At 72.4% G+C, this 14,848-nt stretch carries 18 protein-coding genes; 7 read left to right on the top strand and 11 right to left on the bottom strand.

The window, feature by feature from the left end; translation table 11 throughout:
• Nucleotides 1-53: 53 nt before the first annotated feature.
• A complete protein-coding gene (locus ACFIF2_RS31665) occupies nt 54-740 on the bottom strand; it encodes an aerial mycelium formation protein (RefSeq protein ID WP_395576708.1) in 687 nt (228 codons plus the stop codon).
• Between the two features lie 170 nt (nt 741-910).
• Between ACFIF2_RS31665 and dtd the strand changes: the two genes are divergently transcribed.
• A complete protein-coding gene (gene dtd / locus ACFIF2_RS31660) occupies nt 911-1,336 on the top strand; it encodes a D-aminoacyl-tRNA deacylase (RefSeq protein ID WP_395576707.1) in 426 nt (141 codons plus the stop codon).
• Between the two features lie 10 nt (nt 1,337-1,346).
• On the opposite strand, the gene ACFIF2_RS31655 is transcribed toward dtd, so the two are convergent.
• Genes ACFIF2_RS31655 through ACFIF2_RS31645 form a run of 3 tightly spaced genes read right to left on the bottom strand, consistent with a single transcriptional unit; the run spans nt 1,347 to nt 3,366 of the window.
• Nucleotides 1,347-2,312, bottom strand: a complete 966-nt coding sequence (locus ACFIF2_RS31655) for a YgfZ/GcvT domain-containing protein (RefSeq protein ID WP_395576706.1) — start codon at nt 2,310-2,312, stop codon at nt 1,347-1,349.
• A gap of 9 nt (nt 2,313-2,321) precedes the next feature.
• The gene (locus ACFIF2_RS31650) at nt 2,322-2,759 is read right to left on the bottom strand and encodes a Fur family transcriptional regulator (RefSeq protein ID WP_395576705.1); all 438 of its coding nucleotides are present in this window, start codon (nt 2,757-2,759) and stop codon (nt 2,322-2,324) included.
• A 31-nt stretch (nt 2,760-2,790) separates the two neighbouring features.
• A complete protein-coding gene (locus ACFIF2_RS31645) occupies nt 2,791-3,366 on the bottom strand; it encodes an FABP family protein (protein ID WP_395576704.1) in 576 nt (191 codons plus the stop codon).
• Nucleotides 3,367-3,610: 244 nt separating this feature from the next.
• On the opposite strand from ACFIF2_RS31645, the gene ACFIF2_RS31640 reads away from it, so the two are divergent.
• Complete coding sequence (locus ACFIF2_RS31640) at nt 3,611-3,973, top strand: DsrE family protein (protein WP_395576703.1); 363 nt, start codon at nt 3,611-3,613, stop codon at nt 3,971-3,973.
• 51 nt (nt 3,974-4,024) lie between these two features.
• On the opposite strand, the gene ACFIF2_RS31635 is transcribed toward ACFIF2_RS31640, so the two are convergent.
• The 7 genes from ACFIF2_RS31635 to ACFIF2_RS31605 form a co-directional block, all read right to left on the bottom strand.
• Nucleotides 4,025-4,300, bottom strand: coding sequence for a DUF3099 domain-containing protein (locus tag ACFIF2_RS31635; RefSeq protein WP_395576702.1), 276 nt, complete (start codon nt 4,298-4,300; stop codon nt 4,025-4,027).
• A gap of 101 nt (nt 4,301-4,401) precedes the next feature.
• Nucleotides 4,402-4,689, bottom strand: coding sequence for a DUF1416 domain-containing protein (locus ACFIF2_RS31630; protein WP_100569102.1), 288 nt, complete (start codon nt 4,687-4,689; stop codon nt 4,402-4,404).
• 31 nt (nt 4,690-4,720) lie between these two features.
• Complete coding sequence (locus ACFIF2_RS31625) at nt 4,721-5,566, bottom strand: sulfurtransferase (RefSeq protein WP_395576701.1); 846 nt, start codon at nt 5,564-5,566, stop codon at nt 4,721-4,723.
• A 438-nt stretch (nt 5,567-6,004) separates the two neighbouring features.
• On the bottom strand, nt 6,005-6,742 hold the full coding sequence (locus ACFIF2_RS31620; protein ID WP_395576700.1) for a DUF2993 domain-containing protein: 738 nt from the start codon (nt 6,740-6,742) through the stop codon (nt 6,005-6,007).
• A 160-nt stretch (nt 6,743-6,902) separates the two neighbouring features.
• A complete protein-coding gene (locus ACFIF2_RS31615; protein ID WP_395576699.1) occupies nt 6,903-8,162 on the bottom strand; it encodes a hypothetical protein in 1,260 nt (419 codons plus the stop codon).
• A 3-nt stretch (nt 8,163-8,165) separates the two neighbouring features.
• The gene (locus ACFIF2_RS31610) at nt 8,166-8,420 is read right to left on the bottom strand and encodes a MoaD/ThiS family protein (protein ID WP_395576698.1); all 255 of its coding nucleotides are present in this window, start codon (nt 8,418-8,420) and stop codon (nt 8,166-8,168) included.
• 62 nt (nt 8,421-8,482) lie between these two features.
• The gene (locus ACFIF2_RS31605; protein WP_395576697.1) at nt 8,483-9,334 is read right to left on the bottom strand and encodes an alpha/beta hydrolase; all 852 of its coding nucleotides are present in this window, start codon (nt 9,332-9,334) and stop codon (nt 8,483-8,485) included.
• A gap of 246 nt (nt 9,335-9,580) precedes the next feature.
• Between ACFIF2_RS31605 and ACFIF2_RS31600 the strand changes: the two genes are divergently transcribed.
• The 5 genes from ACFIF2_RS31600 to ACFIF2_RS31580 all read left to right on the top strand — a co-directional run bounded on the left by ACFIF2_RS31600 (nt 9,581) and on the right by ACFIF2_RS31580 (nt 14,848).
• Complete coding sequence (locus ACFIF2_RS31600) at nt 9,581-10,378, top strand: response regulator transcription factor (RefSeq protein ID WP_395576696.1); 798 nt, start codon at nt 9,581-9,583, stop codon at nt 10,376-10,378.
• Nucleotides 10,379-10,420: 42 nt separating this feature from the next.
• The gene (locus tag ACFIF2_RS31595) at nt 10,421-11,443 is read left to right on the top strand and encodes a LacI family DNA-binding transcriptional regulator (RefSeq protein ID WP_395576695.1); all 1,023 of its coding nucleotides are present in this window, start codon (nt 10,421-10,423) and stop codon (nt 11,441-11,443) included.
• 126 nt (nt 11,444-11,569) lie between these two features.
• Nucleotides 11,570-12,628, top strand: coding sequence for a S1C family serine protease (locus ACFIF2_RS31590; protein WP_395576694.1), 1,059 nt, complete (start codon nt 11,570-11,572; stop codon nt 12,626-12,628).
• A gap of 61 nt (nt 12,629-12,689) precedes the next feature.
• Entirely contained in the window at nt 12,690-13,430 is a 741-nt protein-coding gene (locus tag ACFIF2_RS31585) for a response regulator transcription factor (RefSeq protein ID WP_395576693.1), read from the top strand.
• Complete coding sequence (locus ACFIF2_RS31580) at nt 13,427-14,848, top strand: sensor histidine kinase (protein WP_395576692.1); 1,422 nt, start codon at nt 13,427-13,429, stop codon at nt 14,846-14,848. Before ACFIF2_RS31585 ends, ACFIF2_RS31580 begins: the two co-directional genes overlap by 4 nt.

The raw sequence follows: 14,848 nt of genomic DNA, 5'->3' as shown, positions 1-14,848 counted from the left end.
GCCCGGGGGTCACCGGGCCTCCTGGAGGACGGCCGGATCAGCCGCCCCCCACGTCACACGAGCAGGTCGTCGACTTGTGCTTCCCCTTCACGGTACCGGCGTGCGATCTCCGCGCTGCAGTCGTCCGCCGTGCGCTGGAGCCGCTGCCTGCGCCGGGACACCTGCTGCTCGTACCGCACGAGCCGCCCCATCCCGGTGGTCAGCTCGACGTCGGTGCGGGCCGTCAGGTCGGACAGCTCCACCTCGCCGAGCATCTCCGCGGCCAGCTGCCGGCACTCCTCGGTTCGCGGCGTCGCCAGTGTCACGTGGCGGGCGGAGGAACGCTGCCGGGCCGGAGCGTCGGCCAGGATCTCCGACAGCCGCTCGACCACGGACCCCTTCGCCGCGGTGGTCACCACGGACGCCGGCCCGCGCCGCGCCAGCTCCGCGCGCAGGATGTCGATCCGCCCCTGCAACAGCCGGCGTACGTAGCTCAGGTCGGCCTCCTCCCGCTGGGCGTCCCGGCGCAGCGTGCGCAGCTCCGGCAGGCTCAGCACGGTCAGGTCGTGCGCCCTGGTGTGCCCCGCGCCCGGAGAAGGCGGAGAAACCGGAGACCCCGGGGAGCCCGGAGAGCCCGGGAAGGCGTCCGCGGGCAGCTCCGGGCTGTCCGTGCGCTGCACGGGCGGCCGGGGCGCCTCCAGGCCGCCCGGATATGTGATCGCGACAGTCCCAAGCGGCTGCCCCGTACTCGGTGTGCTCATGCGCCTCTACCGTCCCCTCGACCGGCGTCTGGAGAGCATCGTGCCACCCCAAGTGGCCGCTATGTGACCGAGTGCCCACGATCGGCCCCAGATGGGGGGTTAGGGAGCGAAAAGAAACCCCGTACGGGCCCGTGTGCCGACACCCTGGGGGCGCACGGCATCATGAGGGGATGCGTGCGGTGGTACAGAGGGTGGACGGCGCGAGCGTCGTCGTGGACGGCGAGACGGTGGGCTCGGTCGACGGGGAGGGCCTGTGCGTCCTGGTCGGCGTCACCCACGACGACACCGAGGAGAAGGCGGCGCGGCTGGCCCGCAAGCTCTGGTCGCTGCGGGTGCTGCACGACGAGAAGTCGTGCAGCGACGTCGACGCTCCGCTCCTGGTGATCAGCCAGTTCACCCTTTACGGCGACGCCCGCAAGGGCCGCCGCCCCACCTGGAACGCCGCCGCGCCCGGCGACGTCGCCGAACCGCTCGTCGAGGAGGTCGTGGCGCGGCTGCGCGCGCTGGGCGCGACGGTGGCGACGGGACGTTTCGGCGCCCAGATGCGGGTGTCCCTGACGAACGACGGCCCGTTCACCGTCCTCGTCGAGGTCTAGACCCCGGTCCCTACGGCTCGACGACCGTCTCCTGGGCCGCCGCCGTGGCCTCCGCCATCAGCCGGGCGTCCACCGGGACGTTGCGCTTCACCAGGGCGAGGGCCACCGGGCCCAGCTCGTGGTGGCGCACGGACGTGGTGACGAAGCCGACCTTCCGGCCGTCGGGGCCGTCGTCGGCGAGGCGGATCTCCGCGCCGGGGCCCGGCAGGTGGACCTCGCTGCCGTCCAGGTGCAGGAAGACCAGGCGGCGCGGCGGCTTGCCGAGGTTCTGCACCCGGGCGACGGTCTCCTGCCCCCGGTAGCAGCCCTTCTGGAGGTGGACCGCGGTGCCGATCCAGCCCAGTTCGTGCGGGATGGTGCGGTGGTCGGTCTCGAAGCCGAGGCGGGGGCGGTGCTGCTCGACGCGCAGCGCCTCGTGGGCGAGGATCCCGGCGGGCGGACCGGCCCGGTCGGCGAACGCCTCCAGCCGCTCGCGCGGCAGGAAGAGATCACGGCCGTACGGCGTCTCGCGGACGACGGCGTCCTCGGGGACCTCGGTGATCGAACCGGCGGGCAGGTGGACGAGGGCGGTGTCGGCGGTGCGGTCGGCGACCTCGACCCGGTAGAAGAACTTCATCGACTCCAAGTAGGCGATCAGCGCCTCCTGGCTGCCGGGCTCGACGTGGGCCCAGGTGGTCGTGCCGTCGTCGACGAGGTACAGGGCGTGCTCGATGTGTCCGTTCGCGGAGAGGATCAGCGCCTCGGTGGCCGTGCCGGCCGGAAGGTCGCTGACGTGCTGGGTGAGCAGCAGGTGCAGCCAGCTCAGCCGGTCGTCGCCGGTGACCGTGACGACTCCGCGGTGGGAGAGGTCGACGAAGCCGGTGCCGTCGGCGAGGGCACGCTGCTCGCGGAACAGGTCGCCGTAGTGGGCGGCGACGCCTTCGTCCACGCCCTCGGCGGGGACGGCGCCGGGCAGGGACAGCAAGGGGCTCTTCATACGCCTAGCCTACGACTCGGTAGTTGAACCGTTCAGGGAACAGTCCCGGCACCGGCCGAAGATCGCGAAGTGCTTCATGTCGGTGTCGAACCCGAACTGCTCGCGCAGCTTGTCGGTGAACTCGGCGGCCACCGAGAGGTCGGCCTCGATCACGTTGGTGCAGTCCCGGCAGACCAGGTGGATGTGGTGGTGCCGGTCGGCGAGGTGGTAGGTGGGCGCCCCGTGCCCGAGGTGGGCATGGCTGACCAGGCCCAGCTCCTCCAGCAGCTCCAGCGTGCGGTAGACGGTGGAAATGTTGACCCCCGACGCCGTCTTCCTCACTTCGCCGAGGATGTCGTCGGGGGTCGCGTGTTCCAGGGTGTCCACGGCTTCGAGCACCAGCTGCCGCTGCGGGGTCAGCCGGTAGCCGCGCTGCCTGAGGTCGCTCTTCCAGTCGGTGCTCACCACACCACGAGTCTAGGACCTCTCGCGCCGGGGCCTACTTGAAGAAGGCGATCCCGTCGTCGGGCATGTCGTCGGGCAGGGCCTTGGCCCAGCGCTCCACGTCCTCCGGCGTGACGACCTTCTTCAGGTGCGCCGACATGTACGGACGCAGCTCGACCTCGGGGGTCTGCTTCTCGCCCACCCACATCAGGTCGCTCTTGACGTAGCCGTACAGCCGCTTGCCGCCGGTGTAGGGCCGCGAGGCCGCCGTGCGGGCCACCGCGTCCGTGACCAGGTCGATCTGCGGCTTCTGGGCGGCCATCTCGCCGTACCAGATCTCGATGACGCCGTCGTCGCGGGTCATCGTCACCTCGACCTTGCGGTTCGCGTCGATGCGCCAGAAGCCGTGCTCGGACTCCAGCGGACGCACCTTCTCGCCGTCCTGGTCCAGGACCCACGTGTGGGACTGGTACTCCAGGAAGTCACGGCCGTCGTGGGTGAAGGAGACCTCCTGGCCGAAGTTGCACTTCTCGGCGCCGGGGAAGTCGTGCACGCCCGCGCCGGCCCAGTCGCCGAGCAGGAAGGCGAGCGGGACGAGGTCCTTGTGGAGGTCGGACGGGATCTCGATCATGAGCAGAACTTCCTGGCGTGGGGGATCAGCGCTGGCCCTGGTACAGCTTCTTCACGGTCAGCCCCGCGAAGGCGAGGACGCCGACGCAGACCAGAACCAGCAGGGCTTCGAAGAAGATCTCCACGGGGTGCTCCTCGGTAAAGCGGGGTGCGGTGCGTGCGCACAGGGCCGGGGCCCAGCTTACGCGGCCCGGGGCGGCGCCTCTTTGTGAGGTGGGCCGTCCCGTGCGCCGTACGATGCGGCCATGGCGAAGAAGCTCGTGATCAAGGTGACCGCGGGGGCCGATGCCCCCGAGCGGTGCTCGCAGGCGTTCACGGTGGCGGCGGTGGCCGTGGCCAGCGGGGTCGACGTCTCCGTGTGGCTGACCGGCGAGTCCGCCTGGTTCGCGCTGCCGGGCCGCGCGGCCGAGTTCGAGCTGCCGCACGCGGCGCCGCTGCCCGACCTGCTGGACTCGGTCCTGGCGGGCGGCCGGCTGACCCTGTGCACCCAGTGCGCGGCCCGCCGCGACATCACCGAGAAGGACGTCATCGAGGGCGTGCGGATCGCGGGCGCGCAGGTCTTCGTGCAGGAGGCGCTGGGGGACGAGACGCAGGCGCTGGTCTACTGACGGAAGACGGAAGACGGGGCAGAAGGACCGGACGGGCCGGAGAAACCGGTCCTAGGGGCGGTCCTGGTGGCGCGGGGGTCTGCGGCCGTCCAGTTCGTCCCACCACGCGTCGGACTGCGGGTCGCCGGAGGGGTCGTCCCACCAGCGGTCGTCGGGGCCGCGGCGGTTGGCGACGATCGCGGCGAGCGGCGGGATGACCATGGCGACCAGGCACATGGCGACGGCCGCAGGGACCGACCAGAGGCGGACGACACCCCAGGCCAGGACGAACAGCGCGATGCAGATGCCCATCATCACGAAGTAGCGATGCCGCCGCCGCGCGTACATACGTCCAGGGTAGGCCCGGACCCGGGGTCCGGACAGGCCGAGGGGCCGCACCCCGGGCGTCCAACCCGGCGGGGTGCGGCCCCTGGGGCCCGCGGTGGCCGTCAGACGGCGATCGCGACCTCCGCCAGTCCACCCTGCTGGGCGACGACCGTGCGGTCGGCGCTGGCGCCCGGGACGAGCGCGCGGACGGTCCAGGTGCCCTCGGCCGCGTAGAAGCGGAACTGGCCCGTCGCGGAGGTCGGGACCTCCGCCGTGAACTCGCCGGTGGAGTCCAGCAGCCGGACGTAGCCCGTCACCGGCTCGCCGTCGCGGGTCACCTGGCCCTGGATCGTGGTCTCACCGGGCTTGATCGTCGAGGCGTCGGGGCCGCCGGCCTTCGCTCCGCACATGTCGTACTCCTGAGGGGTTGAGGGGGCGGGCTTACTTGTTGGCGCCGAGCTCGATCGGCACGCCGACCAGGGAGCCGTACTCGGTCCAGGAGCCGTCGTAGTTCTTGACGTTCTCCACGCCCAGCAGCTCGTGCAGGACGAACCAGGTCAGGGCCGAGCGCTCACCGATGCGGCAGTAGGCGATGGTGTCCTTCGCCAGGTCCACCCGCTCGTCGGTGTAGAGCTGCTTCAGCTCCTCGTCCGACTTGAAGGTGCCGTCGTCGTTGGCGTTCTTCGACCAGGGGATGTTGCGGGCGGACGGGACGTGACCCGGGCGCTGCGACTGCTCCTGCGGGAGGTGGGCCGGGGCGAGCAGCTTGCCGGAGAACTCGTCGGGCGAGCGGACGTCGACCAGGTTCTGGGCGCCGATCGCCTTGACGACGTCGTCGCGGAAGGCGCGGATCGACGTGTCCTGCGGCTTGGCCTTGTACTGGGTCGCCGGGCGCTCGGGCACCTCGGTGCCGTCGACCAGCTCGCGGGCGTCCAGCTCCCACTTCTTGCGGCCGCCGTCGAGGAGCTTGACGTTGTCGTGGCCGTACAGCTTGAAGTACCAGTAGGCGTAGGACGCGAACCAGTTGTTGTTGCCGCCGTAGAGGACCACGGTGTGGTCGTTGGAGATGCCCTTGGCCGACAGGAGCTTCTCGAAGCCCTCCTGGTCGACGAAGTCGCGGCGGACCGGGTCCTGGAGGTCCTGGGTCCAGTCGATCCGGATCGCGTTCTTGATGTGGTTCTTGTCGTACGCGGACGTGTCCTCGTCCACCTCGACGATCGCGATGGACGGGTCGTCCAGGTGGTCCTGCAGCCAGTCGGCGTCGACCAGGACGTCGCTGCGGCTCATGATTTCTCCTCCGGGGCAGGTGCGGCGGGGCGTGCGGTGAGAGGGTGCGCGCGCTCATGCCGGGACGGCGCGCGGGAGCCCTGGGCAGGGCGGGTGAGGGAACACGGACGGCGGCGCCGCCGTCCGCTCAGAAGGTGCGACAGAGCATGGCGGCAACGCGGCACAGGTCCACTGCCCGCCGCTTCGTGAGGTCCGCCTGTCGCTTCATAAGGCCCGATCGTAGGGACGGACGGCGGGGCATGTCACCGGCGTGTCGCATCATGAGACGGGATCGTCCGGGATGTGGGATGCGTGCGCCCTCCGGTGGGCCCTCGAGTGCCGCGCGGACCGGGGCCCCGGCCCTCGCATCTGCGGTACGGACGACATCGTCTCGCCTGTCGGACGCTCGCGTGCGTGCGCCGCGTCTCCCGCGTGCGCGGGCGGCGACCGCCGGTGGTCCTACCCGGCCAGCCGGACGTTCGAACCCTTCACCGTGATCTCGACACCGTCCTTCGCCGCCTCGACCTTGTCCAGCTCGATGCCGCCGGGCAGTTCGTCGATGGTCTGCTGGAAGTCGGTGATGGCCCGGATCCGGGACTCGGCGAGCTGCCTGCCGCCTATCGCCGGCAGTCCGTCGGCGACGACCTCGACGTCGTTGTCCTTGACCGTGATCGAGCTGAGCACCTCGACCGGCTCCGGCAGCTCGACGCCCAGCACCGTGGCCCGGAGGGAGACCTTGATCTTGCCGTTGCCGCCGTCGGAGAGGCCGACGACCTGCCCGGTGACGCCGGGGGCGATGTCCGTCGGCTCGGACTTGGCGGCCTTCATCAGCTCGTCGTAGCCGACGGTCGCGGTGCCGGTGGCGGTGGCCGCGGTGGCGGAGCTGAAGTCGCCGGCGAACTCGACACCCTTCATGTGGGCGCTCAGGTGGGCGATACGGATCTTCTCGGCGCCGTTGCCCGTGGCCGCCTCGTAGTCGTCGATGCCGACCTCGACGTCGTCCAGCTCGCCGCCGGCGGCCTGGGTGAGGAAGGGGAAGCCCTTGATCGAGACGTCCGGCGTCGAGGCCAGGTTCTCGGTGCTGCGCAGCCTGTCCGCCGCCTCGTCCTCCGCGAAGCCGACCGCCACGCGGTCCGCGATCACGAAGAGCCCGCCCAGGATCACGACGACGATCAGCAGTATTCGCAATGCGCGCATGCGGTGTTCCCAACCTGGGCGGCCAACGACAGGGTCCCCGACGACCGTCGGCCGTCCAGCGCGAGGGTAACGCGGACGGCCGGGGCCACCGGGGTTTTGTCGATCACCTGTGACAGGGGGCGCGCGGGATGTCCCGCGCGCCCCGCCGGTCGCGGGCGGATCAGCCCAGTGCCCTGCCGAGGAGGTACACCGCCGGGGCCGAGGCCGCCAGGGGCAGGGCGACGCCCGCCGTGAAGTGGACGAACCGGGAGGGGTAGTCGTAGGCCGCGGCCCGGTGGCCGACGAGCGCGCACACCGCCGCGCCCGCGCCGAGCAGCGCCCCCGCCACCCCGAAGTCCGTCACGGAGCCGACCGCGATCCCCGCCCCGGCCGCCGCGAGCAGCGCGACGACCACCGACGCCGGCGTCGGCAGCGGCAGGGCACGGGCCACCACGGCGACGGCCACCGCGACCGCGCCGACCGTCACCGCGTCCGCGTCGGCGGCGAGGTGGCCGCCCGCGATCACGGCGAGGGCCGCCGCGGCGACGGTCGCCATCAGGCCGTACATCCGCTCGTCCGGGTCGGCGTGCGAGCGCAGTTGCAGCACGAGGGAGAGCAGCACCCACACCCCGAGCGTGCCGAGGATCGCCGCCGGGGAGCGGTCCGACACCAGCAGCGCCGCGTCGGCGGCCAGCGCGCCCGCGAAGCCCAGCGCGATGCCCTGCCGGGCCGGCCACATGCCGTTCAGACGGAACCAGCCCGCCGCGGTGAGCGCCTGGAGGGCGACGAGCGGGACGAGGAGGGCGTACGTGCCGAGCGCCGCGCCCCCGGCCAGCAGCAGCCCGAGCAGCGCCGTGAGCGCGGCCGGCTGCATCCCCGGGTCGATGATCGGCGAGCGCCCTTCGGCCCGGGCCCGCTGGGCGTCGGTCACCCGGGTGTTCCCGGCGAGGGTCGCGGGGCCGTAACCGGGTCCTTGGGAGGAGCCGGGGGCGGCGGGGGCGGGCTGCTGAGTGGCGGCCGGGGCGGCGGGCTCGTACGGCTGGGGCTGGGGTTGGGGTGCGTACGGCTCGGGGTGGGGCTGGGGCTGGGGCTGCGGCTGCGCGTACGTCCCGGGCGTCCCGTACGACATGCCCGCCTGCGGGTGGGCGTGCGGGTCCGGCGGGGCCTGCGGGGGCAGGTACGCCGTCTCCTCGGCGGAGACCGGCGGCTGCACCTGCGTCTCCCAGGTCTGCCCCTGCCACTGCTGGGTGTACTGGGCGGCGTTCGGGTCCTCGTACCCCGCGTACCCGTCGTACCCCTGCTGCCCCTGGGGCTGCTGATGCGTGGGCCAGGCCTGGGCGTCGTACCCGGCCTGCGCCGCACGCCCCTGCCAGTCCTCGTACCCCTCGTGTCCCTCGTACGGCTGATTCCGCCCGTACGGCTGCTGCGGCTGGTCGGTCATCGCTCACCCTCCCGCGAACGGCGGGAGCACCTCGACCGTGCCGCCGTCGGCCAGCCGTACCGTCTCGTGCCCGCGGGTGCCCACGGGGTCGCCGTCGACGAGGAACGAGCAGCGCAGCAGCACGCGCGTGAGTTCGCCGGGGTGCCGCTCGCGCACCGCGGCCAGCGCGTCGGCGAGCGTGGCCGCCTCGTACGGCTCCTCCGCCACCCCCGCCGCGGCCTTCGCGGCGGCCCAGTAGCGCACCGTGACCTTTGCCATCTGCATCCTTCGTCGCCGGTGCCGGTCGGCGTCCGTGCCGACCGGCGGTGAACACATGCAGGCTAGCCCGCCCGGCCCGCGGCCCAGTCGCCGATCCGGTGCAGGAGGTCCTCGCCGGACGCGTGCTCGGCGTGGCCCATGCCGGGCTCCACCCAGAGTTCGCCGTGGTCACCGGCCGCCTCGGCCAGCATCCGGGGGTGGTCCAGGGGGAAGTAGCCGTCCCGGTCGCCGTGCACCACCAGGAGCGGCGTCGGCGCGATCCGCCCCGCCGCCTCGACCGGCGAGAGCGGCACCGGGTCCCAGTCCCGGTGATGGATACGGGTGCGCAGGCCGTAGCGGCCCACCAGGCGCCCGGCGGGCCGCAGCACCACCCAGTGCAGGCGGCGCATGGGTGCCGTCCCCCGGTAGTACCAGCGGGCCGGCGAGCTGACCGACACGACGGCGTCCGTGCCCGCCCCGTCCTCGGCACCGGCGTACAGCGCGGCGTGCCGCAGGACCACCGAGCCGCCCATGGAGAAGCCGACCGTCACCACCCTCGTATGGCCGAAACCGCGCGCCCAGGCGACGGCGGCGGTCAGGTCGAGCACCTCGCGGTCGCCGACGGTGGACCGGCCGCCGGAGGCGCCGTGGCCGCGGAAGGAGAAGGTGACCACGGCGCCGTGGTCGGCGAACGCCTCCGCGATGCGCCGCACGTGCGGCCGGTCGGCGTCACCTGTGAACCCGTGCGCGACGACGAACACCAGGTCAGCGGGGCCGCGGACGGTCGCTCCCGGGTCGTATACGGCGTCGATCCGCACGCCGTCGGAGGTGTGCAGGAAGGTGCGTGCGGGCGCGCGGCGCGGCGTCCCGCCGGGCGTCTCAGGATGCGGACGATCGATGGAACGTGCCACATGACCTGCCGGACGGTTGCTCATGTCGGCTATTCTGCTGGGCAGAGGACTCGGGCAACGTAGCCCCCGGGTCCTTTTGTGCTTTCGGGAGCGTCGCCGGGCAGTCGCCGGGCGTTCACCTCCCGGAAGCGCCGCGGACCCCACGGGCACGGGATCCGCACCTGTACGAAGCAGTGCCGTAAACGTCCTCGCAGGGACCGAGGAGGAACCAGACGTTATGGGCGAGCGATCCGTGCACGACCGTAGGACGACCCAGGCAGGTGGGACGCGATGAGTTCTCTGCTGCTCCTCACCAACGCCCTTCAACCGTCGACGGAGGTGCTTCCCGCCCTCGGCCTGCTGCTGCACAACGTCCGCGTCGCGCCGGCGGAGGGCCCCGCCCTCGTCGACACACCCGGCGCCGACGTCATCCTCGTCGACGGGCGCCGCGATCTCCCCCAGGTCCGCAGCCTGTGCCAGCTGCTGCGGTCCACCGGGCTCGGCTGTCCGCTCGTCCTCGTCGTCACCGAGGGCGGCCTGGCCGCCGTCACCGCCGATTGGGGCATCGACGACGTACTGCTGGACACGGCGGGACCGGCCGAGGTCGAGGCCCGGCTGCGCCTGGCCATGGGCCGCCAGCAGATCGTCGGCGACGACTCCCCCATGGAGATCCGCAACGGCGACCTGTCGGTGGACGAGGCGACGTACTCGGCGAAGCTCAAGGGCCGGGTCCTGGACCTGACCTTCAAGGAGTTCGAGCTGCTGAAGTACCTCGCCCAGCACCCGGGCCGGGTCTTCACCCGCGCCCAGCTGCTCCAGGAGGTGTGGGGCTACGACTACTTCGGCGGCACCCGCACCGTCGACGTGCACGTACGGCGGCTGCGCGCCAAACTCGGCCCCGAGCACGAGTCGCTGATCGGCACCGTCCGCAACGTCGGCTACCGCTTCGTCACGCCGGAGAAGCCGGAGAAGGCGGAGAAGACGGAGCGCGCCGGGAAGACGGAGCGCGCCGCCGAGGACACGCGGGCGAAGGCCGGGCCGAAGACGCAGGCGGACACCGGTGCGGAAGCGACGTCGACCAAGGTGTGATACGCCCTGCCCAGGGCGGATCCATCCGCGTAGACTCCGCGCGTGGCCAAGGTGACTCGGGATGACGTGGCGCGACTGGCGGGGACTTCCACCGCCGTCGTCAGCTACGTCATCAACAACGGACCCCGGCCGGTCGCCCCGGCCACGCGCGAGCGTGTCCTCGCCGCGATCAAGGAACTGGGGTACCGCCCGGACCGGGTCGCCCAGGCGATGGCATCGCGGCGCACGGACCTCATAGGTCTGATCGTGCCGGACGCGCGCCAGCCCTTCTTCGCGGAGATGGCGCACGCGGTCGAGTGGGCCGCCTCCGAGCGCGGGAAGATGGTGCTCGTCGGCAACTCCGACTACGTCGGCGAGCGCGAGGTCCACTACCTGCGTGCCTTCCTCGGCATGCGGGTCTCCGGCCTGATCCTGGTCAGCCACGCGCTGAACGACAACGCGGCCGCCGAGATCGACGCCTGGGACGCCCGGGTCGTCCTGCTGCACGAGCGCCCCGAGGCCATCGACGACGTCGCCGTCGTCACCGACGACCTCGGCGGCGCCCAGCTCGCCGTCCGCCACCTGCTGGAGCACGGGTACGAGTACGTCGCCTGCATGGGCGGCACCGCCGAGACGCCGTCCGTCGGCGACCCGGTCTCCGACCACGTCGAGGGCTGGAAGCGCGCCATGAAGGAGGCCGGGCTCTCCACCGAGGGCCGGCTCTTCGAGGCGCCGTACAACCGGTACGACGCGTACCGCGTGGCGCTGGAGCTGCTCTCCGGGCCGCGGCGTCCGCCCGCGATCTTCTGCTCCACCGACGACCAGGCGATCGGCCTGCTGCGCGCCGCCCGCGAGCTGCGCATCGACGTGCCGGGCGAGCTGGCGGTGGCCGGCTTCGACGACATCAAGGAGGCGGACCTGGCCGACCCGCCGCTGACGACGGTCGCCTCGGACCGGTCGGCGATGGCGCGGGAGGCCGTGGACCTGGTCCTCGACGACGGCCTGCGGGTCGCGGGGTCCCGGCGCGAGCGGCTGAAGGTGTTCCCGTCGCGGCTGGTGGTCCGCCAGTCCTGCGGCTGCGCGTAGCCTCCGGCGGTCTTCGGCGGGCGTCGCGCGCGGTGCCGCCCGCCGCCTCTTTACATCGGGCATACGAGGTTCTGCCGGGCTTCTCAGGCATCCCTCAGGCCGCTCTCATACGAGGGCGGGAAGCTCATGGACATGACCGAGAGCCTCCGCCGGAACGGCGAGTACGAGCACGCGCACGAGACCCCGTACGGCAGCCCGTACCAGGGCGCCCAGCAGCACGCCTCCTCTCCCGTCGACCCCGAGTGGCCGCCCCCGCCGGTCCAGCCGCCCGCCGCCCCCTTCCCGGACGGGGCGCCCGAGCAGCCCCACAAGAAGCGCACGACCCGGCGCGGGCCGGTCGCCCTCCTCGCGGCCGTGGCGATCGTCGCGGCGGCCGTCGGCGGCGGCACCGCGTACGGCATACAGGAGCTGACCGGCGGCGACACCGTCGCCTCCGCGTCCACCAGCACCAACGTGGTGCCCTCCAGCCAGAAGGGCACGGTCTCCGGGGTCGCCCAGGCGGTCAGCCCGAGCATCGTCGAGATCAGCGCCACCTCCGGCGCCGGGTCCTCCACCGGCTCCGGTGTGATCATCACCGGTGACGGCGAGATCATCACCAACAACCACGTCGTCTCCGGCGCCTCCTCGGTCGAGGTCACGACCAGCGACGGCAAGCAGTACACGGCCGAGGTCGTCGGCACCGACAGCGGCAAGGACCTCGCGCTGATCAAGCTGGAGAACGCCTCCGGCCTGAAGGCCGCGACCCTCGGTGACTCCGACTCCGTGAAGGTCGGCCAGCAGGTCGTGGCGATCGGCTCCCCCGAGGGCCTGACCGGCACGGTGACCAGCGGCATCGTCTCGGCCTTGGACCGCGACGTGACCGTCTCGACCGACGAGGGGCAGCAGCAACAGCAGCAGCGCCAGGGCGGCGGCTGGCCCTTCGAGTTCGGCGGCCAGGAGTTCAACGGCGACACCGGCTCGTCCACGACGACGTACAAGGCGATCCAGACCGACGCGTCCCTCAACCCGGGCAACTCCGGCGGCGCGTTGATCGACATGAGCGGGAACATCATCGGCATCAACTCCGCGATGTACTCCTCGGCCGAGTCCTCCGCCGCTGCGGGCAGCGTCGGCCTGGGCTTCGCCATCCCGATCGACACCGTCAAGGCCGACCTGGCCAAGCTGCGCGCGGGCGCCGACGGCTGAACGTGCGACGCTGAAGGCGTTGGCAGCCGCACCCGAGACCGCATCCGAGGAATCCGAGCCCATGAGCCCCGCAGACGGCGACCGCGACCGTGACGTCCAGCGCATCCTGATCGTCGACGACGAGCCGGCGGTCCGCGAAGCACTCCAGCGCAGCCTCGCCTTCGAGGGCTACGGCACCGAGGTCGCCGTGGACGGCGCGGACGCGCTCGAGAAGGCGGCGGCGTACCGGCCCGACCTGGTCGTCCTCGACATCCAGATGCCCCGCATGGACGGCCTGACCGCCGCCCGGCGCATCCGCGGCGCCGGCGACACGACCCCCATCCTGATGCTGACGGCCCGCGACACCGTCGGCGACCGGGTGACCGGCCTGGACGCCGGCGCCGACGACTACCTGGTCAAGCCCTTCGAACTGGACGAACTCTTCGCCCGCATCCGCGCGCTGCTGCGCCGCAGCTCGTACGCGGCGGCGGTCGAGGCCACCGCCGAGGACGACGACACCCTGACCTTCGCCGACCTGACCATGGACCTGGCGACCCGGGAGGTCACCCGGGCCGGACGCCCGGTGGAACTGACCCGCACCGAGTTCACCCTCCTGGAGATGTTCATGGCGCACCCGCGCCAGGTCCTCACCCGGGAGCAGATCCTGAAGGCCGTCTGGGGCTTCGACTTCGAGCCCTCCTCCAACTCCCTCGACGTGTACGTCATGTACCTGCGCCGCAAGACCGAGGCGGCCGGCGAACCCCGCCTCGTGCACACGGTCCGGGGCGTGGGGTACGTGCTGCGGCAGGGCGGCGCGGAGTGAGAGGTCCGCTCCGCCGGGTCCGGGCGCTGCCCATCCGGGCGCGGCTGTCGCTGCTGGTGGCGGCGGCGGTGGCGTTCGCGGTGGCGGCGGCGGCCGTGGCGTGCTGGTTCGTGGTGAAGACCGTGCTGGTGAACTCGCTGGACGAGGCCCTGAAGGCCAACCGCATGGACAGGGCGCAGGTCAGCCAGTACGTCAACCTGCGCACCGGCCTGTGCGCCCACGACCCCGTCACGCACGAGCAGAACCCCTACGGCTCGTCCGTGCAGCTCGTGGACCGGCAGGGCGGGAGCTGTCTCATCATCGGCACGGAGGAGGTCCCGCTCACCGACGCCGACCACGCCGTGGCCGAGGGCGCCTCCGTCACCGCGCTGCACGAGGCCACGGGCTCCGACGGCACCAAGTACCGGGTCTTCACCTACACCGTGCCCGACCTGCCGGGCGTCGCCGTCTCCGCCGCCCGGCCGCTGGGCGAGGTGAACAGCTCCCTGAGCAACCTCGCGCTCGTGCTGCTGTTCGTCGCGGGCGCTGGGGTCGTCGGCGCGGGCGCCGCCGGCCTGTGGGTGGCCCGGACCGGTCTGCGCCCCGTCGACGAACTCACCCGGGCCGTCGAGCACGTGGCCCTCACCGAGGACCTCACCGTCCGTATCCCCGTCGCCGACGACAGCGAGGACGAGATCGCCCGCCTCTCCCGCTCCTTCAACAGCATGACCTCGTCCCTGGCCAGCTCCCGGGACCTGCAACAGCAGCTCATCGCCGACGCCGGCCACGAACTGCGCACCCCCCTCACCTCCCTGCGCACCAACATCGAGCTGCTCACCCGCAGCGAGGAGACCGGCCGCCCGATCCCCGAGGCGGACCGCAAGGCCCTCCTCGCCTCGGTGAAGGCCCAGATGACGGAACTGGCGGCGCTGATCGGCGACCTCCAGGAGCTGTCCCGTCCCGACACCGGCCAGCACGAGGGCCGCACCCGCATCCTCGCCTGGCACGACGTCGTCGAGTCGGCGCTGCGCCGCGCCCGCCTGCGCGGTCCGGAGCTGACCATCACGGCCGACGTCCAGCCCTGGTACGTACGGGCGGAACCGGCCGCGCTGGAACGCGCGGTCGTCAACGTCCTGGACAACGCGGTGAAGTTCAGCCCCGAGTCCGGCACGGTCGACGTACGCCTCGCCGACGGCGTCCTCACCGTCCGCGATCACGGCCCCGGCATCCCCGCCGACGAACTCCCCCACGTCTTCGACCGCTTCTGGCGCTCACCGAGCGCACGCGCCCTGCCCGGCTCGGGGCTCGGTCTGTCGATCGTGGCGCGGACCGTGCAGCAGGCGGGCGGCGAGGTGGACCTCACCCCGGCCGAGGGCGGCGGCACGACCGCGACGGTACGGCTGCCGGGGGCGCCGGTACCGCCGCCGGAGGTTCCATAG

This window comes from Streptomyces sp. BK79, from assembly GCF_044142145.1.
Taxonomy (GTDB): Bacteria; Actinomycetota; Actinomycetes; order Streptomycetales; family Streptomycetaceae; genus Streptomyces.
Note: the sequence above shows the minus strand (reverse complement) of the source record. Positions and strands in the feature narration are given on the sequence as shown.